This window comes from Eubacterium sp. AM46-8, from assembly GCF_003466705.1.
GTDB lineage: Bacteria > Bacillota > Clostridia > Lachnospirales > Lachnospiraceae > Lachnospira.
In genome coordinates, this window is sequence record NZ_QSEU01000006.1 from 90161 (window position 1) to 109377 (window position 19217).

General features: G+C 38.4%; 19 protein-coding genes. 18 read left to right on the plus strand and 1 reads right to left on the minus strand.

Translation table 11 applies throughout. The annotated features are described in order from the left end of the window. The first annotated feature begins 16 nt into the window (after positions 1–16). The 17 genes from hisC to DW963_RS05870 all read left to right on the plus strand — a co-directional run bounded on the left by hisC (position 17) and on the right by DW963_RS05870 (position 16118). On the plus strand, positions 17–1081 hold the full coding sequence (gene hisC / locus DW963_RS05790) for a histidinol-phosphate transaminase (RefSeq protein WP_117914218.1): 1065 nt from the start codon (positions 17–19) through the stop codon (positions 1079–1081). 1 nt (position 1082) lies between these two features. Beyond that, positions 1083–1700, plus strand: coding sequence for an epoxyqueuosine reductase QueH (locus tag DW963_RS05795; protein ID WP_117914219.1), 618 nt, complete (start codon positions 1083–1085; stop codon positions 1698–1700). A 98-nt stretch (positions 1701–1798) separates the two neighbouring features. After that, positions 1799–2500, plus strand: a complete 702-nt coding sequence (locus DW963_RS05800; protein WP_243269346.1) for a hypothetical protein — start codon at positions 1799–1801, stop codon at positions 2498–2500. A gap of 23 nt (positions 2501–2523) precedes the next feature. Then, entirely contained in the window at positions 2524–3204 is a 681-nt protein-coding gene (locus DW963_RS05805; RefSeq protein ID WP_117914221.1) for a type IV toxin-antitoxin system AbiEi family antitoxin domain-containing protein, read from the plus strand. A 34-nt stretch (positions 3205–3238) separates the two neighbouring features. After that, complete coding sequence (gene yfcE, locus DW963_RS05810) at positions 3239–3775, plus strand: phosphodiesterase (RefSeq protein ID WP_117914222.1); 537 nt, start codon at positions 3239–3241, stop codon at positions 3773–3775. 131 nt (positions 3776–3906) lie between these two features. Next, a complete protein-coding gene (locus DW963_RS05815) occupies positions 3907–5757 on the plus strand; it encodes an extracellular solute-binding protein (protein WP_117914223.1) in 1851 nt (616 codons plus the stop codon). A gap of 5 nt (positions 5758–5762) precedes the next feature. Beyond that, positions 5763–8732 (plus strand): hybrid sensor histidine kinase/response regulator, encoded by a 2970-nt coding sequence (locus DW963_RS05820; protein WP_117914224.1) that lies wholly within the window; start codon positions 5763–5765, stop codon positions 8730–8732. Positions 8733–8839: 107 nt separating this feature from the next. Continuing rightward, complete coding sequence (locus DW963_RS05825) at positions 8840–9244, plus strand: hypothetical protein (RefSeq protein ID WP_117914225.1); 405 nt, start codon at positions 8840–8842, stop codon at positions 9242–9244. Positions 9245–9343: 99 nt separating this feature from the next. Continuing rightward, a complete protein-coding gene (locus tag DW963_RS05830; protein WP_158568629.1) occupies positions 9344–11032 on the plus strand; it encodes a S8 family peptidase in 1689 nt (562 codons plus the stop codon). Positions 11033–11123: 91 nt separating this feature from the next. Continuing rightward, positions 11124–11555, plus strand: a complete 432-nt coding sequence (locus DW963_RS05835; RefSeq protein ID WP_117914227.1) for an RrF2 family transcriptional regulator — start codon at positions 11124–11126, stop codon at positions 11553–11555. Positions 11556–11713: 158 nt separating this feature from the next. Continuing rightward, positions 11714–12949, plus strand: a complete 1236-nt coding sequence (locus DW963_RS05840; protein WP_117914228.1) for an O-acetylhomoserine aminocarboxypropyltransferase/cysteine synthase family protein — start codon at positions 11714–11716, stop codon at positions 12947–12949. A 25-nt stretch (positions 12950–12974) separates the two neighbouring features. After that, positions 12975–13841 carry a ferredoxin-like domain-containing protein gene (locus DW963_RS05845; RefSeq protein ID WP_117914305.1) on the plus strand — a complete coding sequence of 289 codons (867 nt, stop codon included), beginning with the start codon at positions 12975–12977 and terminating at the stop codon, positions 13839–13841. Next, on the plus strand, positions 13834–14085 hold the full coding sequence (locus DW963_RS05850; RefSeq protein WP_117914229.1) for a sulfurtransferase TusA family protein: 252 nt from the start codon (positions 13834–13836) through the stop codon (positions 14083–14085). Before DW963_RS05845 ends, DW963_RS05850 begins: the two co-directional genes overlap by 8 nt. 14 nt (positions 14086–14099) lie before the next feature. Then, positions 14100–14417, plus strand: a complete 318-nt coding sequence (locus tag DW963_RS05855) for a thioredoxin family protein (protein WP_117914231.1) — start codon at positions 14100–14102, stop codon at positions 14415–14417. Positions 14418–14435: 18 nt separating this feature from the next. Then, positions 14436–14645: a sulfur carrier protein ThiS gene (gene thiS / locus DW963_RS05860; RefSeq protein ID WP_012738891.1), complete on the plus strand. Its 210-nt coding sequence runs from the start codon at positions 14436–14438 to the stop codon at positions 14643–14645. Continuing rightward, positions 14645–15451: a thiazole biosynthesis adenylyltransferase ThiF gene (thiF, locus tag DW963_RS05865; protein ID WP_117914233.1), complete on the plus strand. Its 807-nt coding sequence runs from the start codon at positions 14645–14647 to the stop codon at positions 15449–15451. The genes thiS and thiF overlap by 1 nt, the downstream gene beginning before the upstream one ends. Positions 15452–15701: 250 nt before the next feature. Beyond that, a complete protein-coding gene (locus DW963_RS05870) occupies positions 15702–16118 on the plus strand; it encodes a M67 family metallopeptidase (RefSeq protein ID WP_117914235.1) in 417 nt (138 codons plus the stop codon). 216 nt (positions 16119–16334) lie between these two features. On the opposite strand, the gene DW963_RS05875 is transcribed toward DW963_RS05870, so the two are convergent. After that, entirely contained in the window at positions 16335–16574 is a 240-nt protein-coding gene (locus tag DW963_RS05875) for a helix-turn-helix domain-containing protein (RefSeq protein WP_117914237.1), read from the minus strand. A gap of 259 nt (positions 16575–16833) precedes the next feature. On the opposite strand from DW963_RS05875, the gene DW963_RS05880 reads away from it, so the two are divergent. After that, positions 16834–19206: a bacterial Ig-like domain-containing protein gene (locus DW963_RS05880; protein WP_117914239.1), complete on the plus strand. Its 2373-nt coding sequence runs from the start codon at positions 16834–16836 to the stop codon at positions 19204–19206. Positions 19207–19217: the final 11 nt, after the last annotated feature.

The following is a 19217-nucleotide window of genomic DNA, read 5'->3' on the forward strand; positions in this document are numbered from 1 at the left end:
AGAAGAGGACTTATATATGAAGACATGGGAGAAGAATATCAGAAGAGTTGAGCCATATGTGCCGGGAGAGCAGCCTAAGGTTAAAGATGTTGTAAAGCTTAATACCAACGAGAATCCATATCCTCCAACACCTAAGGTGCTTGAGGCAGCAGAGAGAATGAATATCAGCGATTTAAGGCTTTATCCGGACCCTGAGGTTACAGACCTTGTACATGCAATTGCAGCTTATTACGGAATGAATGATAATCAGGTGTTCGTCGGAGTTGGCTCTGATGATGTATTGTCAATGTGCTTCCTGACATTCTTTAATTCTGACAAGCCAATACTGTTTCCTGATATCTCATATTCATTCTACAGTGTATGGGCTGACCTTTACAGAATTCCATATGAGAAGCAGCCGCTTGATAAGGCTTTTAATATAATTCCAGAAGATTATTACAAGGAGAATGGCGGAGTGGTATTCCCTAACCCTAATGCTCCTACAGCACTTTATATGGAACTTGATAAGGTTGAGGATATTATTAAACATAATCAGGATGTAGTTGTTATTGTTGATGAGGCTTATATTGATTTTGGCGGAAAGTCAGCAATGGAGCTTGTCAATAAGTATGAAAATGTGCTGGTTGTCCAGACATTTTCTAAGTCACGTTCAATGGCTGGTATGAGAATAGGTTACTGCTTTGGTAATCCTGAGCTTATAAAGGCACTTAATGATGTCAAATTCTCATTCAATTCATACACAATGAACAGAACTTCAATAAGCTATGGTATTGAGTCTGTTAATGATAAGGAATACTTTGAAGAGTGCGTGGGTAAGATAGTTAAGACCAGAGAGAATGCTAAGGCGAGATTATCACAGTTAGGCTTCTCATTCCCTGACTCTAAGGCTAACTTTATATTTGCAACACACAAGAGTGTTCCGGCTAAGGAAATATTTGAAAAACTTAAAGAAAAGAACATATTTGTCAGATACTTCAATCAGCCCCTTATTGATAATTATTTAAGAATTACAATAGGAACTGATGAGCAGATGGAAAAGCTTTACGCTGCGTTAGAAGAGATAACAGGACAGGTTAAGTAATATGGGAATACCTTTTGAACAGAGAAATTTTCAAAAAGAGCTTGATAAGAAGATAGCGGGCTTCCAGAAGGACGGAATTGTACCGACTCTGCTTCTTCACAGCTGCTGTGCACCATGCAGCAGTCATTGTATTGAATATCTTTCTGATTATTTCCATATAACTGTATTCTACTATAATCCGAATATATCTGCTGAGGAAGAGTACAGAAAAAGAGTTGAAGAACAGAAGAGATTCATCAGTGAATTTCCGGCAAAGTATAAGGTTTCCTTCATAGAAGGCGATTATGATACTAAGGAATTCTATGACATAGCTAAAGGATATGAACAGTGCAGGGAAGGCGGGGAGAGATGTTTCCGTTGTTATGAGCTGCGGCTTAAAAAGACCTGTGAGACTGCAAAGGCTGGTGGATTTGATTATTTTACGACAACGCTTACAATAAGCCCTCTAAAGAACAGCGTCAAGCTTAATGAAATAGGTTTAAAGCTTTCAGAGGAATATGATATGCCATATCTTTTATCTGATTTTAAGAAAAAAGAGGGATATAAGCGTTCTATTGAGCTTTCACATGAGTATAATCTATACAGGCAGAATTATTGCGGATGTGTCTATTCGCGTTGATTTTTGTATAGAGAGTATGATATACTAAAACAAGATTTTGTGGTGATTGAATTTAAAGAGTAGATTGCATTATAATGCGTGAATTGGAGGATAATACTATGGCAAAGAAACATGGATTGGCTAAGGTTGTTTTAGGAGTAGGCGCTGCTGCTGTAGCAGGCAAGGTTGCTTTTGATAAGTTCAAGCAGACTAAGGAAAGATTCGCTAAAGAAGAGAATGATAGTTTTGATGATGAAATCCGTAAGTATAATGCTATCGGAGAGAAGAAGGTTATAGAGGTTGAAGACGAGGTATTTGCTGGCTGCGAGCTTAAAGCAGTGGCCTCTAAGACAGTACTTGACCTCGGTCTTGCAGTGTTTGAGAAGGATGTATATATTAATTTCTCAAGTAATGCAAGTTCAGTAACTATCATTCTTCCAGAAGGTGTCAATGCAACATGTGATATTTCAAGAAAGATAGCTGGTGTTAAGAATCTTGTTGATAATGTTGACGAAGAAGGAATTCACACAGTGTATATTATTGGTAAGGCTGTATGCAGTAATGTAGAAGTTATTCCTGTTAATTTCTATGTCGATGAAGAAGATGAGGAAGATTCTGATTTTGTTGATGAGGATGACTGTCTTGCATCAGATGATGATTTTGATGATGATGTTATATTTGATGAGAAAGACGGAGATGTTGAGGTTGAAGTCAAGGTAATTAATGAGAAGGCAGATGGCAAGGAAGAAGAAAAGCCTGAAAAGGAAGAATCTGCTGATGATACAGAAGAAACAGAGACAATCAATCTTGAAGAAGTGTAATAGCTTCACCATGCTAAAGAATTATGAAGAACAGAGATAAGATATTAGATTACTTTGATAATGTGGCAGATGGCACGGTTGTGTCGGCTAATGATATGTATGAGCATGGATTTGTGCGGATGAATCAGGAAGCATTCTTCCGGGCTGTCGAAAGACTCTCTGACGAGGGAGAGATAATCCGTGTTGGAAGAGGTATGTATATTAAGAAATCAGATGCACAGGGAGATATTACAGAGCTTTTACTGAATTATTTCTTTGGAGAGGATAATTCAAGCGGAATGTTTACCGGAATACACCTGTATAACAAATATTCGCTTACGAATGTCAAGTCTGATAATATAAGCCTGTATTCTAACGTGTGTAAGCAGTCTGTATGTCATATTGGTAATATAGAGGTGAAAAGACCTGCAGTAGAACTTGATTTTGATAATACGAGAATTATTGAGGCAATGGAGATATTTCAGAATTATTTTAACATTCCTGAACTTGATAAAACTAAATTTGCAAGATATGCAAAGCAGTTTGCAAGGGGGTATGATGATGGAGCTGCGGTAACAGTATTACGAAGTATGAAGTATAAGAAAAGATCAATTGCTTTTATGAAGAAGGTACTTGATACATACAAGGTTCCTAATACTTTATCTCAGTTTTTAAGTAATGCTTCACATTATAAAGTGCCAACATTTAATAAGCTTGCAAGATAATTAAGAATCGGTTTATATAAGGAAAGGACAGAATATGAAGAAGATAATGATTGCATCAGATATACACGGTTCTGCATATTATTGCAGAAAGCTGCTTGAAAGATATGAAGCAGAGAAGCCAGACAGACTCATTCTTTTAGGTGATATACTCTACCATGGCCCGAGAAATGACCTGCCTAAGGAATATGCACCTAAGGAAGTTATTGCAATGCTTAATCCTTTACGCAATGAGATTATATGCGTAAGAGGTAATTGTGATACAGAGGTTGACCAGATGGTGCTTGACTTTAATGTACTTGCAGAACAGGCATATCTTAATTTCAATGACAGATCAATCGTTATTGCACATGGACACAAGCTTGATGAGAAGAATATACCTGCATTAAAGGAAGGAGATATTCTACTTTGCGGACATACACATGTACCTAAGTGTGAGAAGAGAGATAATTACATATACATGAATCCTGGTTCAGTTTCAATTCCTAAAGAGAACTCCGAACACAGTTATATGATACTGGAGGATAAGTTCTACTGGAAGAACCTTGATGGGGAATTGTACATGGAATATTAATATGCCGAAAGCAGCAGGATAATTGTATGTGACAGGAGCTATTATTCAATCAGAAATAAGACCTATGGCGGTAGTCATAGGTTTTTTTACGGCGCAGAAAAATGCAAAGGAAACTCAGAGGAGAATTCGTAATGAAAAAGAAAAAATGTAACAGAGTTTTGCTGGTTCTTCTGGTAATGGTGACAGCTATATCACTTTTGTCAGGCTGTGGCGGCAAAAGTGCAGAAAAAGAAGATGGGGAAACAATTACGGTGTACTTATGGAGCACAAGCCTGTATGAAAAATATGCACCATATATTCAGGAACAGCTTCCGGATATCAATGTTGAATTTGTAGTAGGAAATAATAATCTGGATTTCTACAAGTTTCTTAAGGAAAACGGTGGATTGCCGGATATTATAACTTGTTGTCGTTTTTCACTGCATGATGCGAGTCCCCTAAAAGATAGTCTTATGGATCTTTCTACAACCAATGCGGCAGGTGCGGTCTATGACAGCTACCTTAGCAATTTTATGAATGAGGATGGAAGCGTAAACTGGATTCCAGTGTGTGCGGATGCACACGGTTTTGTAGTTAACAAAGATCTTTTTGAAAAGTATGATATCCCTCTCCCAACAGATTATGAAAGCTTTGTTTCTGCCTGCCAGGCATTTGACAAAGTGGGAATCCGTGGGTTTACTGCAGACTATTATTATGATTATACCTGTATGGAAACACTGCAGGGTCTGTCAGCATCAGAGTTGTCTTCTGTAGATGGACGCAAGTGGCGTACTGCCTACAGTGATCCTGATAATGAAAAGAGAGAAGGTCTGGACAGTACTATATGGCCTGAGGCTTTTGAACGCATGGAGCAATTTATCCAGGATACTGGTCTGAGCCCGGATGATCTGGATATAAATTATGATGATATAGTTGAGATGTATCAAAGTGGAAAGCTTGCCATGTACTTTGGAAGCTCTTCTGGAGTAAAAATGTTTCAGAATCAGGGGATTAACACAACATTTCTTCCATTCTTTCAGAAGAATGGTGAAAAGTGGCTTATGACTACACCATATTTTCAGGTGGCTTTAAACCGTGACCTGACTCAGGATGAAACACGCCGGAAGAAAGCAATGAAGGTGCTGAACACAATGCTTTCAGAGGATGCACAGAACCGGATTATTAGTGATGGACAGGATCTGTTAAGCTACAGTCAGGATGTGAATCTTAAGCTTACGGAATATCTGAAAGATGTGAAACCTGTGATAGAAGAAAACCATATGTATATCCGCATTGCGTCAAATGACTTTTTCTCTGTTTCCAAGAATGTGGTTTCGAGAATGATTTCAGGAGAATATGATGCAGAGCAGGCTTATCAGTCATTTAATTCTCAGCTTCTTGAGGAGAAATCCATTCCTGAGAAAGTAATATTGGATTCACAGAAGTCTTATTCCAATCGTTTTCATAGCAACGGTGGAAATGCGGCATATTCGGTTATGGCCAACACTCTGCGTGGCATCTATGGGACAGATGTGCTGATAGCAACCGGAAACAGCTTTACGGGAAATGTGCTGAAAGCCGGTTATACACTCAAAATGGCGGGAAGCATGATCATGCCAAATTGTCTTTCAGCCTACAGCAGCAAGATGAGTGGAGCTGAGCTGAAAGAGACTGTTAAAAACTTTGTAGAAGGCTATGAGGGCGGTTTCATCCCATTTAACCGTGGCTCACTGCCTGTGTTTAGTGGCATTTCTGTAGAAGTCAAAGAAACAGATGATGGTTATACATTGAGTAAAATTACAAAGGACGGAAAGAAAGTTCAGGACAATGATACTTTTACAGTAATCTGTCTTGCGATACCAAAACACATGAAAGCTTATCCGGCAGATGAGAATATTGTGTTTGATGAAGAAGATACTGCTGTGGAAGATGCCTGGACAGGAGCTGTATCAGATGGTAATGCCGTTCTTGCAGAGCCTGAGGACTACATGACTCTGAGGTGAGAAGTATGGAAATTAAGAATCATAATAAAGACAGAAAGAGAACTGGCATGAGAAAACGATTTAGTATAGCGGCATATCTAGCTGTTTTTGCGTGTGTTGTATTGCTGGTTTTCCAATATTTTGGATTTATATCGAAAACTGTTTATGAGGAAAGCGTTTCTCATCTGACGGAAGTTTTTCATCAGTCTGATAACATGCTACGGGAACTTACAGATAAGAATCTGACTTATCTTCATATGTGGGGTGAGAATCTGCAGAATACCTCAAGTGAGGACGAAATCCGTGACTATATAAAGAAAGCGCAGGAATATGCAGGCTTTGTAGAATTTTATTTTCTGTCAGCTGAAGGAAACTATAAGGTTGTAACAGGCAACACCGGGTATCTTGGATTACAGGAAAATATTGAAGAGGAAATCAGGCAGGGAAATGATGTTATTGCAAATGCAGCAGTTCCCGGAAAATCCCAGCTGCTTGTTTTTGCCACTCCTAAGGCTCATGGAATTTATCAGGGATTTGAATATGATGCGATTGCCATTGCCTATGAAAACTCTGATATCGTAAATGTACTGGATATTTCTGTTTTTAATGGAAATGCCCAGAGTTTTGTTGTTCATCCGGATGGACGTGTTGTGGTAAATCATTCGTCTGCATCATGGGGTAATGTGTATAATTTCTTTGGCGTTCTGCGAGAGCACTCTGATATGTCTGAAAAAGAAATCAATGAGCTTTCGGAGAAGTTTAAAACAGGATGTACCGATGCGATGCTCCTAAATCTGGATGGAAGGAACTACTATCTGGTCTATGAAAAATCGGATATCCAGGACTGGATGTTCTTAGGACTTGTACAGGCGGATATTGTCAATGCCAGTATGAACAGCCTGCAGCGCAGTACGATACTTCTAGTTAGTGCGATTGTGTTCTGTATTGCCGCATTCCTTATAAGCCTGATTGTTCAAAAAAGCAGGACAAACTTAAGGAAAAAAGATACGGAGATTCTGTACCGGGATGAGCTGTTTCAAAAGCTTTCAATGAATGTGGATGATGTTTTCCTGATGCTGGATGCAAAAACATATCAGGCAGATTACATCAGTCCGAATGTGGAAAAACTGCTGGGCATTACGGTAGAACAGATTCGTAAGGATAGTAGTATTCTGGCAAAACTGCATATGGCAGAACAGGGAGATACAGAGAAAAATTATCTGGAAGGAATTCAGGTTCATGAACAGAAAGAAGGAGATTTCGAATATGTTCATCTGAAAACAGGGAAAAAACGCTGGTTTCATAATATTGCGATGTGCTGTGAGATAAACGGGAAAAAGAAATTTATTCTGGTTATGTCAGACCGTACTGCTGACTGGAAAATGAATCAGGCACTTTCAGAGGCAGTACGTGCTGCAGAGACAGCAAACCGGGCAAAGAGTACTTTCCTTTCCAATATGTCTCACGATATCAGGACACCAATGAATGCGATTATCGGTTTTACAACACTGGCGGTAAGTAATATTGATGATCAGAAAAGAGTCCGGGATTATCTGGACAAGATTCTTTCATCCAGCAACCATCTCCTCTCACTGATTAATGATATATTGGATATGAGCCGTATCGAGAGTGGAAAAATCCATTTGGAAGAAACGGAGGTCAATCTGTCGGATGTACTTCATGATTTGAAGACCATCATCAGTGGGCAGATCCATGCAAAGCAGCTGGATCTTTATATGGATGTCATGGATGTGACAGATGAGGATGTCTATTGTGATAAGACACGACTGAATCAGGTGCTTTTAAACCTTTTGTCGAATGCAGTTAAGTTTACTCCTGCAGGAGGAACTGTTTCTGTACGGTTGAAGCAGTTCCCAGGGACAGTAAAGGGCAGTGAAATGTACGAGATCCGGGTAAAGGATAATGGAATCGGCATGAGCCCGGAATTTGTAAAGAAGATTTTTTCTCCTTTTGAGAGAGAGCGTACTTCCACAGTCAGCAGGACTCAGGGGACAGGGCTTGGAATGGCCATTACCAAGAATATTGTGGATATGATGGGCGGAACGATTGATGTTCAGACAGAACAGGGCAAAGGTACTGAGTTTATTGTCTGTCTGCCATTTCGGATTCAGTCTGAGAAACACCATACAGAGAAGATTGCAGAACTGGAAGGTCTTAAAGCGCTGGTTGTAGATGATGATTTCAATACCTGTGACAGCGTGACCAAAATGCTTGTGAGGATTGGAATGCGTTCAGAATGGACACTTTCCGGCAAGGAAGCTGTTCTTCGTGCACGACAGTCTATGGAACTTGGAGATGCGTTCCACGCTTATATCATCGACTGGCGTCTGCCAGATATGAATGGCATTGAAGTCACCCGTCAGATTCGCAGACTTGGTGATGATACACCGATTATTATTCTGACTGCTTATGACTGGTCAGAAATTGAAGTGGAAGCCAGAGCAGCCGGGGTAACTGCTTTCTGTGCGAAACCAATGTTCATGTCAGATATCAGAGATACCTTGATGACTGCAATCGGCCAGACACAGACAGAGGCAGAGGATACAATCCTTCCGGCTGCGGGTTCAGATTTCCTAGGCAAACGTATATTGCTTGTGGAAGATAATGAACTGAACAGTGAAATTGCGGTGGAACTTCTTAATGCGTATGGCTTCATGGTTGATACTGCAGAAAATGGAGCTGAGGCGGTGGAGAAGGTTAAGAATTCGACACCGGGTAATTATGATATCGTACTGATGGATGTTCAGATGCCTGTAATGAACGGATATGAGGCTACCAAACAGATCCGTGCACTGAATGATCCGGCACTGGCTGGGATTACTATTCTTGCCATGACTGCCAATGCCTTTGATGAAGATAGAAAAAAAGCACTGGAATGCGGTATGAATGGTTTCTTATCCAAACCTATAGTTATTGAGGAATTGATTGGTACATTACAGAAGAATATTGAACAGGTGTCATTACAAAATATATAGAACAATCATATTTATTTTATACATTTTTAATTGCTTTTATCGGGTTGTATGTTACCATATGTATGTTGATGTGAATTACTTCAATATATAGAAAGGGAATGTTTTTTATGAACCGATTTAAGCAGAGTTTTTCAAGATTTATGTATGGAAGATATGGCATGGACCAGCTTTCGAGATGTTTATCATATGTAGTTCTTGCTTTGATTATACTTACCTTCTTCTTAAGGAGTAATGTAATATATACAGTAGCACTCCTTGGTATTGTGTACATATATTTCAGAATGTTTTCAAGAAATATATCAAGAAGAAGTGCTGAAAACCAGAAGTATATGAAGATTCATTATAAATTCATGAGTAAGTTTAACAAGGTAAGAGCAAGAATTAAGGACAGTAAGACACATAGAATTTTCAAATGTCCAAGCTGTGGACAGAAGATAAGAGTTCCTAAGGGAAAGGGCAGAATAAGTATTAAGTGTCCTAAGTGTCGTATAGAATTTATCAAGAAAACATGATATTGAATTAATTAACGGCTGGTGCGTATGCATCAGCTGTTTTCATGTTATTGCAGTTGTCAGCATAGATATTATGTGAACTTAACCGGAGAATTATGTGTGAATCCGAGAATTGAGAATCTATTGCAGATTAGTGCTGATACAAGTGAAGATATAAGGCAGCAGGTACCTGATATGGATGCAGGGTTTGATGACTCTGACAGAACGTGGGAGATAATTGTCAAGACGGCTGGAAGTCTGGACAGGATTAGAAGCATTTATACAAATGCAGAGTTTACGCAGCTTCTGTGTGGATACTGGATTGTAAGAACAACGATTTATAATATTGAAGCACTTGCCACAGAACCAGAGATTATATTTATTGAAAAGCCTAAGGCATTATACTTTGAATTGTATGCAGCTAAGTCAGAAGCCTGTGTTAATGTTGCAAAAGCAGAAGAAACCCAGTATGGAGGCGTGACCGGAAAAGGTGTGCTTGTAGCGGTAATTGATTCGGGAATAGATATAGGTAATAATGAATTTCTTGATGACTCAGGGAATACAAGAATTAAGGCGTTATGGGATCAGACAACAGGTATTACATATTCTGATATGGAAATTAACAGTATACTGGAGGATTACAAGAATGGAGCTGTAAAGACACTGCCGGCAAGAGATGTAACCGGACATGGCAATGAAGTTGCAGTTATTGCATGTGGAAGAAGCGGTGTTGCTTCTGATGCTGACATTTTAATTGTAAAGCTGGGAAATTCAGGGGGAAATGCATACATAAGGACAACGCAGATTATGAAAGGCGTTGATTATTGCATAAGAAAAGCTATTGAATATAGTCAGCCGGTTGCGGTTAATATAAGTTATGGTGGAACTTATGGCAATCATGAGGGCAGTTCTATATTTGAAATGTTTATAGATGACTGCTGTTCAACATACAGATGCAGTATATGTATAGGTGTTGGCAATGAAGGAGAAGGAAGAACACATTATTCAGGTCAGCTTGTCAGTGGAAATGTACTGGATGAAGAGCTTGCAATTGGTGATTATGAGCCTCAGATAAGTATACAGATATGGAAAAGGGCAATGGACAATGCAAGAATTGAACTTATTGCGCCAACAGGGGAAAGACTGGTTATAAGTGAAAGAAATGCGGGGGTTGTGCATCATAACATTAAGAATATGCGTATCGTATCAAAGGCGTATGGACCGGGACCATTCTATATGGGTGAAGAGATATATGCAGCCATAGTTGCGACAAGCGGATATATTACTTCTGGAATATGGGATATAAGATTTACCGCAGCAAATGTGTTGGATGGATTCTTTAATATGTGGCTTCCTCCGGTTTCAACATTAAGCAGTGCAACAGGATTTTTAAGGCCGTCGCCTGAGTACACATTTACAATACCGGGGACTTCGAGGCGGGCAATATGTGTTGGCGCCAATGGGCGTGCTCCGGGGAGTGCGGCCACATTTTCAGGCAGGGGAGTTAATGTAAAAAGCGGCCTTCTGCTGTATGCAAAACCTGACATAACAGCACCGGGAGTTAATATAAGAATTCCAGGAAATAAGGAGAAAACTGTTACGGGGACATCTTTTGCAACACCCATGGTTACGGGGGCAGCTGCTATGCTGATGGAATGGGGGATTGTGAAGGGCAATGACCAATATATGTATGGTGAAAAGCTTAAAGCATACCTTATAAATGGTGCAACACGTGTGGGAAATGTATGGCCTGATTCAGCCAGAGGCTGGGGAGAATTATGCGTTGCGGCAAGCATTCCCGTCAAATAAATTTATTTTACACTTGAAAAATATACAAACATTGTGGTAAAGTATGTTTAACATACAGTATTAATGTGTTATAAGAAATGAGGTTATATATATGAAGATTTCAACAAAGGGAAGATATGCGCTCAGGGTCATGATTGATCTTGCGGAACATAATACAGGAGAATATATTCCACTTATGGATATTGCCAGAAGACAGGATATTTCTGAGAAGTATCTTGAAGCAATTGTTGCAACATTAAGCAAGAATGAGTTCCTCATATCACTAAGAGGAAAGGGTGGCGGATACAAGCTTGCACGCAATCCGGAGGATTATTCAGTGCTTAGTATACTTCTTGTAACAGAAGGTTCACTTGCACCGGTTGCATGTCTTGAGAAGAAGCCTAACAGATGTCCGAAGGCGGCAGAATGTAAGACTTTACAGATGTGGGAAGGTTTTGAGAAGCTTGTTAATGATTACTTCGGCAATATTACAATAGCAGATCTTGTTAATTCTAATGTGGGAATAGACAGTTATATTATATAGTAAATGTTAATGATAGTTCATGACTGCCTGAGATTATTCAGGCAGTTATATTTTTTCTTAAATAACCTATTGACATACTAGGTAAAAGGGTTTAATATATGGACAGTTCAATAAATATTGAATGTTCATCGCATAACAGATGAAAGGATGAGAAATATATGAGTGGTTTTAACACATCACTGCTGCATGATGGCGTTGACGATTATCCTAACGGAGCAACACTTGTTCCTATATATCAGTCAAGTGCATTTAAGCATGAGAGTGCAGAAGAACTGGAGAGAATATTTGATAATAAGGCGATGGGATTCTCATATACGAGAATCAATAATCCGACGATAGAAGCATTTGAAAAAAGAATTACCAAGCTGGAAAAAGGATTTTCAAGTGTAGCGTGTTCTTCCGGAATGGCGGCAATATTTAATTCTATAGCTAATATTGTAAGACAGGGTGATGAGGTTGTTGCTTCATGTGGATTATATGGTGGAACAGTCGAACTGTTTGAAGACCTGGAAAGCTTTGGCATTACAGTGAAATATGTGGCTGATAATAAGCCAGAGTGTTTTGAAGAACTTATAACAGATAAGACAAGAGTTGTATTTGCAGAGACAATCGGTAATCCCAAGCTTGATGTAACAGATATCAAGGCAGTAGCGGATGTTGCACATGCACATGGAATTCCGCTTATAGTTGATAATACGGTATCAACGCCATATCTTATACAGCCTGTTACACTTGGAGCTGATGTGGTAGTTAATTCATCATCAAAGTACATTAATGGAAGCAGTGATGCGATAAGCGGAATACTTACCTTTAATGGAAAGTTCAAGTTTGATAAAGAAAAGTATCCGGGACTTAAACCATATTTGAAATTCGGTCCAATGGCATATATAATTAAACTTCGTAACGGATTATTCAGAAACACAGGAGGATGTCTTTCACCACAGAATGCATTCCTTAATAATCTGGGACTTGAGACATTAGGGCTCAGAATGGAGAGACACTGTTCTAACGCGTATGAACTTGCCAGATACTTAGACACATTTGAAGGAATTACAGTTAATTATCCGGGACTTGAGAGCAGTCCGTATCATGAAGTGGCTGATAAGCAGTTTACTAAAGGCTATGGTGCGATAATAACATTCAGGGTTGGAAGCAAGGAGAGAGCATTTAAGATAATAAATGCATTAAAGATTCCTAATATTGTTTCTAACATAGGAGATACGAAGACACTTGTTATACATCCGGCTTCTACTATAGCACTTCATCTAAGCGATAAGGATAAGGAAGCTTCGGGAGTGTATGACGATCTGATAAGAGTCAGCGTAGGAATAGAGGATATAGATGATCTTAAGGAAGATTTCAGAGCAGCCTTAGAGTCTACTGATAATGAATAGTGCATGGCACGGAAATGAGGATATTATGGCAGAGAAAGTTGATTATGGAACACTTAAGAAGGGCGGATTCATGAGACAGAAGCAGAAGAATAACTTCTCACTTCGTCTTGCGGTTGTAGGTGGATATCTTACAGCCGAGAATCTCATTAAGATTGCGGAAGTTGCAGAAAAATATGGAGACGGACATGTCCATCTTACATCAAGACAGGGCGTTGAGATTCCGTTTATTAAACTTAAAGATATAGATGCTGTTAAGGAAGAACTTGCAGAGGGCGGCTGCAGACCTGGTGTATGTGGTCCTAGAGTGCGTACAGTCACAGCCTGTCAGGGCAATACAATATGTCCTAGTGGTAACATAGATTCATATGACATAGCAGTTAAGTTAGACGAAAGATACTTCGGAAGAGAGCTTCCACACAAGTTCAAGTTCGGTGTTACAGGATGCCAGAACAACTGTCTTAAGGCAGAGGAGAATGATGTTGGTATCAAGGGTGCTGCTGATGTTAAGTGGATTGAAGACAAATGTATCGGCTGTGGAGTATGTGAGAAGGCTTGTCGTACAGGTGCAATCACTATGCAGGATGGCAAGATTGCAGTTAATTATGACAAATGTAATTACTGCGGCAGATGCGCTAAATCCTGTCCAACAGATGCGTGGGACGCACCTTCTGCATATATCATTTCATTTGCAGGAACATTTGGTAATTCTATAAGCAAGGGTGAATCACCACTTCCGCTTATCAGAACTGAAGAACAGTTATTCCGTGTCTGTGATGCGGCAATCCAGTTCTTTGCAGACAACGCAAAGCCAAGTGAAAGATTTAAGTTCACACTCGACAGAGTTGGAAGAGAAGAATTCTATAAGAAGATTAAGGAGGCATACAATGGCTGATTTTGAGATTGATGATACAGTAGATATTACTGATGTGGTCTGCCCAACAACATTTGTTAAGGCAAAGGTAGCACTTGAGGAGTTAGATGACGGACAGATTCTTGCAGTCAGAATGAATGACGGCGAGCCTGTTCAGAATGTTCCAAGAAGTATTAAGGAAGAGGGACATCAGATATTAAAGCTTACAGCTAATGAGGATGGTACATATAATCTTATCGTTAGAAAGGTAGAAGACGAGGATTAAGGAAAGGAGGGCTTATGGCAGCCAGAGCTAATGCAGAGAATTTCGAAGAACTGGTTCTTAAGTCAGAACTTCCGGTTCTTGTGGATTTCTATTCAGATTCATGCATCCCATGCAAGATGATGGCAGGGGTTGTAGGAGACATTGAAGATGATTACGAGGGAAAGCTTAATGTTTACAAGGTAAATGTAAACTTTGATGAATCGCTTGCTTCTAAATATGAAGTATTGGCAGCACCTACATTTGTTGCATTCAACAAAGGTGCTGAGACAGGCAGAATTGCAGGAAAGACAACTAAGGATGCACTGCTTGGATTATTTGAAGGATTAAATTAGTTAACAGGGAGGAATGTTATGAAGATCACAGTTGCAGGAAACAAGAAGGAATATGAAGACGGAATTACAGTAGCAGAGCTTATCGTCAAGGAGAATGTTGAGAATCCGGAATATGTAACAGTTACTGTTAATGATGATTTTGTTGAGAGAGATGATTTTGAGACAACAAAGTTAAATGAAGGCGATGCAGTTGAATTCTTATATTTCATGGGAGGAGGAGCATACTAATGGCGTTTACTAATGAACAGCTTGAAAGGTATTCACGCCACATTATTTTAAAGGAAGTTGGAGCTAAAGGCCAGAAGAAGCTTCTTAATGCGAGCGTGCTTATAATCGGTGCAGGCGGACTTGGTGCTCCTGCAGCTATGTATCTGGCAGCAGCCGGAGTTGGAACAATCGGTATTGTTGATGCTGATGAAGTTGATTTATCTAATCTTCAGAGACAGATTATCCATTCAACAGCAGATATCGGTAAGGCAAAGGTTAAATCTGCTAAAGAAACAATGGAAGCAATCAATCCTGATGTAACAGTTAAGACTTACAGAGAATTCGTTACATCTGAGAATGTTATGGAGCTTATCAAGGATTATGATTTCATCATTGATGGAACAGATAATTTCCCTGCAAAATTCCTTATTAACGATGCGTGCGTTATGGCTAAGAAGCCTTTCTCACACGCAGGTATTATCAGATTCAAGGGTCAGCTTATGACTTATGTACCAGGAGAAGGACCATGCTACAGATGTGTATTCAAGAACCCACCACCAAAGGATGCAGTTCCAACATGCAAGCAGGCAGGCGTTATCGGAGCAATGGGTGGTGTTATCGGAAGTCTTCAGGCAATGGAAGCTATCAAGTATATCATTGGAAAGGGAGACCTTCTTACAGGAAGACTTCTTACATATGATGCTTTAAAGATGGAATTCCATACAATTAAGCTTCCAAAGGACCATAATTGTGCTATATGCGGAGATAATCCTACAATTCATGAACTTATTGATTATGAACAGGCTGAATGTGATATGCATAAGTAATAAGAGAAAATATATGTGATGGCAGAATAATGGGATAATCATGTGCAGGCACGCTTTCGCTACTTGTCGTTCACAGCGGTACTAAGCTCGCCAACGCCGAAGGCGTTGGCTTGCTAAGTGCCGGTGACTCCAAAGTGCGCTGCACATGATTATCTCATTATTCTGCTTATATATGTTTTCTCTTCCAGCGTGTGCGCGGGGCTTACGCTGGATAAGTTTGAAAGTGATAATTTTGTTTTGGAGGACAGGTATGGTTATACGAATTAAAAAGGTGGATTATGATTCAATTGTACGTTATTGCTTAGATGGGCTTCCTAATGAATCTTGTGGGCTTATTGCGGGATTTGTTGATGGGAATGTTAAGTCTATTGAGAAGGTGTATTTTCTTACTAATCTTGACCATAATAATGTACATTTTACTATGGATCCTAAAGAACAGTTCGCAGCAGTCAAGGATGCAAGAAGTCTTGGATTAACTATGCTTGGCAATTTCCATTCTCACCCGGAGACTCCTGCAAGACCTTCTGAGGAGGATAAGAGACTAGCATATGATTCGACTGCTGTATATATGATTATGTCCCTTATGGATAATGATAATCCTGTGTTTAAGGCATTTGGTGTTGATAAGGATAAGAATGTTACGGAGCATGTGCTTGAGATTGTGTAATATGAATCTCTTCGCTTAGTTTAAGTGAAGGGGTTTTGTTTTTTATTAGGGGATTATTAAGTGAAAGAGGAGTAAAAGTTACATTTACAGATATTATCAGATTGAGGAATAAGCTTATATGAATTATTTAAAATAATAACATAACATAGATAAGAAGGAGCATGTTGCCCAAGATAACAGGTGACATGCTCCTTCTTGAATTCTTAAAAGGATTTGTTATTGGTTAAAATTATCTGGAAATATTTGATCATAACTTATATCAAGAATATCTTTTATACCTTTAATTTCGTCTGGATATATATGTCTTTGACCAACTTCGATTTTAGCTAAAGCACTTCGTGTAATATCTATCCCTTTTATCTGTAATTTAGCAGATAACTGTTCCTGAGTAAGTTCATAGTACATGCGTAATCGTCTAATGTTATTACCCATTTGCTTTTCATATTCTATATTCATATAAGACCTTCCTTTTGATATTTATATTTTATTATGAAGAAATATAGAAGAGATAATGCACTTAAATAGGTGCTAAAAAGCATAGATATATAATATTTATTTTTAATCGTATACAGTCAAACAAATGCATAGCATGATGAGTATTTGAATTAATTTATTGTAATGTTGTTTCTTAAATGTATATTGATTTTTTAAAAATGTAGTGGTATGATTTATTGCACTTATATAGGTGCAAAACAAATGTGCAGGAGGAAAATACATGAAAAAAAGAATTTTGGCAGCAGTTATGGCATTAGTGTTAGCTGTTACTATGTATAGTGGTATCCGACTTTCATCTGTTAATGCAAATGCGGATGAGAATGATAAGGATATAACATTATCTGTAACAACTGATAAGACAGATGTCAGACCAGGGGATGAGGTAACAGTTACCGTTAATATTGAGAAGTTTACGCCAACAACTAACAACTCAGATAATCCATTTATATCTATGTGGCAGGTTTTTGTTCCAGTTGATACAAGCGTTTTTGAGTTTGTTGGATTTGACGAAGATTCAACTACATTGATTGATGATGGATTTAATTTTGATTCTGCTGTAGATATGGCAAAAGCTGTTATGTCATATAACATTAATAAGAAAAACAGACCTAACATTTATTATCTTGATACAGATAAGAATGGTGAGAATTCAACTTCAGTAGTATATAAGTTTAAGTTAAGAGTAAAGTCAGATATTAGCGATAATAAGAGTGTTTCATTTGATTTAAGTGATTCATCTATATTTAAGCAGTTTAATACACCAGCAAAGTTTACTTATACAACTATGCCAACAACTGTTAATGTTATAGCAAAGGAACTTTCTTCAATTGAAGTATCTAAGAATCCTGATAAGATTAATTATTTCACAGGCAGCAATGACATTGATGTTACTGGTGGTAAGGTTAAGCTTGTGTACTCTAACGGAACATCTGAAGAGATTGATATGACAAGTGACATGTGCAGTAAAGTTGATTTAAGCACAGCCGGAACTAAGACAGTAACAGTTACATATCAGGGAAAGACAACAACATTTGAAGTTGTAGTTGCTGATAAGAAGGCTGTTTCAATGACTCTTAACGGAGTAGATGGAAAGAGTATTATTGAAAGAACAAAGCTTGATGTTGCAGGAATGTCAGCAGATATCACATATGATGATGGTAGTGTTGAGAATGTTGCACTTACAGATGATATGGTATCATACGATAATTCTAAAGTAGGACAGAGTACAGCAACAGTTAAAGTGGCAGGTCTTACTAAGACATTTACATTTGATGTAGTTGCTAAGACTCTTGAGAAAATTGAAGTTACAACACAGCCGGACAAGACAAGATTTTTCCTTAATAAGACTGTAGATTTCAGTGGTGCCAAGATTACAGCATCATATAATAACGGAACAACTGAAGTTATTGATGTTACATCAGATATGTGTTCATCAGTAGATACATCTACTCTTGGAGAAAAGACAGTAACAGTTACATATCAGGGAAAGACAGCAACATTTAAGGTATACGTTGTTGATAAGACAGCACAGTCATTAGAACTTAATGGAGTTACAGGAAAGAGTGTAACTGAAGGAATGAAACTTGATGTTAATGGAATGACAGCTGTAATCAGATATGATGATGGTTCATCTAAGACAGTTGATATTACAGAAGATATGCTTACTTATTCAACAAATAAAACAGGACAGGCAACAGTCAGGGTTTCAGTAGAAGGCTTAACAAAGGAATTTACAATAAATGTAGTTGCCAAGAAGGCAGTTTCTGTGAAGCTTTCAGGAACAGATAATAAGTCAGTTGTTGAAGGAATGAAGCTTGATTTAACTGGAATTAATGCAGAAGTGACATATGATAATGGTACTAAAGAAACTGTTAAGGTAACTGAGGATATGGTTGCTTACAATACAGACAAGGTAGGAAATTCTGAGGCTGCAGTTAAGATTGGAGATATTACTGAGAAATTTGCATTTACAGTAGTTGCCAAGACATTAACAGAGATTAAAGTGGTTAATGCTCCATCTAAAGGAACATATCTTGAAGGACAGAAGTTCGATTTAACAGGATTTAGTGTTCAGGCTGTATACAATAATGGAACAACAGAAGATATAACAGGGGCAGTAAAGCTTTCAGATGTAGATACAGCTAAGGCAGGAACTAAGACTGTTACAGTGACATATAAAGGCAAAACAGCAACATTTACAGTAGAAATTAAGACAAGAGATGCTGTTGATGCATTCAATAAATCAGTAACAGATTTACTTAATAAAAATATCACTAAAGAGGATATTGAAACTGTTAAGAAACTGAGAGCAGATTATGAAGCAATGTCAGATGCTGAGAAGGAAGAATGCGATATTAAGGGCTTAACAAAACTTGAGGAATCAGTAAATAAGATTCTTGAAGAAGAAAATAAGGCTACAGAAGATTCTAAGGATGAAACAGGTAACACAACAACACCTTCATCAGATTCAGAAAGCACTAGCGGAGTTAAGACAGGTGATGCAGTTAATATGTATGTATATATAATGATTGCGTTATTAGCAGTATTAACAGCAGCCTGCACAGTTCCATATATAAGAAAGAATAGAAAGTAATAGTGCATAGA

Excerpts from the sequence above, each read along its gene's own strand:
- thiS (WP_012738891.1), top strand. The coding sequence starts at position 14,436 with ATGAAGATCACAGTTGCAGGAAACAAGAAGGAATATGAAGACGGAATT.
- DW963_RS05825 (WP_117914225.1), top strand. The coding sequence starts at position 8,840 with ATGAACCGATTTAAGCAGAGTTTTTCAAGATTTATGTATGGAAGATAT.
- DW963_RS05805 (WP_117914221.1), top strand. The coding sequence starts at position 2,524 with ATGAAGAACAGAGATAAGATATTAGATTACTTTGATAATGTGGCAGAT.
- DW963_RS05795 (WP_117914219.1), top strand. The coding sequence starts at position 1,083 with ATGGGAATACCTTTTGAACAGAGAAATTTTCAAAAAGAGCTTGATAAG.
- thiF (WP_117914233.1), top strand. The coding sequence starts at position 14,645 with ATGGCGTTTACTAATGAACAGCTTGAAAGGTATTCACGCCACATTATT.
- DW963_RS05835 (WP_117914227.1), top strand. The coding sequence starts at position 11,124 with ATGAAGATTTCAACAAAGGGAAGATATGCGCTCAGGGTCATGATTGAT.
- DW963_RS05870 (WP_117914235.1), top strand. The coding sequence starts at position 15,702 with ATGGTTATACGAATTAAAAAGGTGGATTATGATTCAATTGTACGTTAT.
- yfcE (WP_117914222.1), top strand. The coding sequence starts at position 3,239 with ATGAAGAAGATAATGATTGCATCAGATATACACGGTTCTGCATATTAT.
- DW963_RS05850 (WP_117914229.1), top strand. The coding sequence starts at position 13,834 with ATGGCTGATTTTGAGATTGATGATACAGTAGATATTACTGATGTGGTC.
- DW963_RS05880 (WP_117914239.1), top strand. The coding sequence starts at position 16,834 with ATGAAAAAAAGAATTTTGGCAGCAGTTATGGCATTAGTGTTAGCTGTT.
- DW963_RS05820 (WP_117914224.1), top strand. The coding sequence starts at position 5,763 with ATGGAAATTAAGAATCATAATAAAGACAGAAAGAGAACTGGCATGAGA.
- DW963_RS05855 (WP_117914231.1), top strand. The coding sequence starts at position 14,100 with ATGGCAGCCAGAGCTAATGCAGAGAATTTCGAAGAACTGGTTCTTAAG.
- DW963_RS05815 (WP_117914223.1), top strand. The coding sequence starts at position 3,907 with ATGAAAAAGAAAAAATGTAACAGAGTTTTGCTGGTTCTTCTGGTAATG.
- DW963_RS05875 (WP_117914237.1), bottom strand. The coding sequence starts at position 16,574 with ATGAATATAGAATATGAAAAGCAAATGGGTAATAACATTAGACGATTA.
- hisC (WP_117914218.1), top strand. The coding sequence starts at position 17 with ATGAAGACATGGGAGAAGAATATCAGAAGAGTTGAGCCATATGTGCCG.
- DW963_RS05845 (WP_117914305.1), top strand. The coding sequence starts at position 12,975 with ATGGCAGAGAAAGTTGATTATGGAACACTTAAGAAGGGCGGATTCATG.
- DW963_RS05840 (WP_117914228.1), top strand. The coding sequence starts at position 11,714 with ATGAGTGGTTTTAACACATCACTGCTGCATGATGGCGTTGACGATTAT.
- DW963_RS05800 (WP_243269346.1), top strand. The coding sequence starts at position 1,799 with ATGGCAAAGAAACATGGATTGGCTAAGGTTGTTTTAGGAGTAGGCGCT.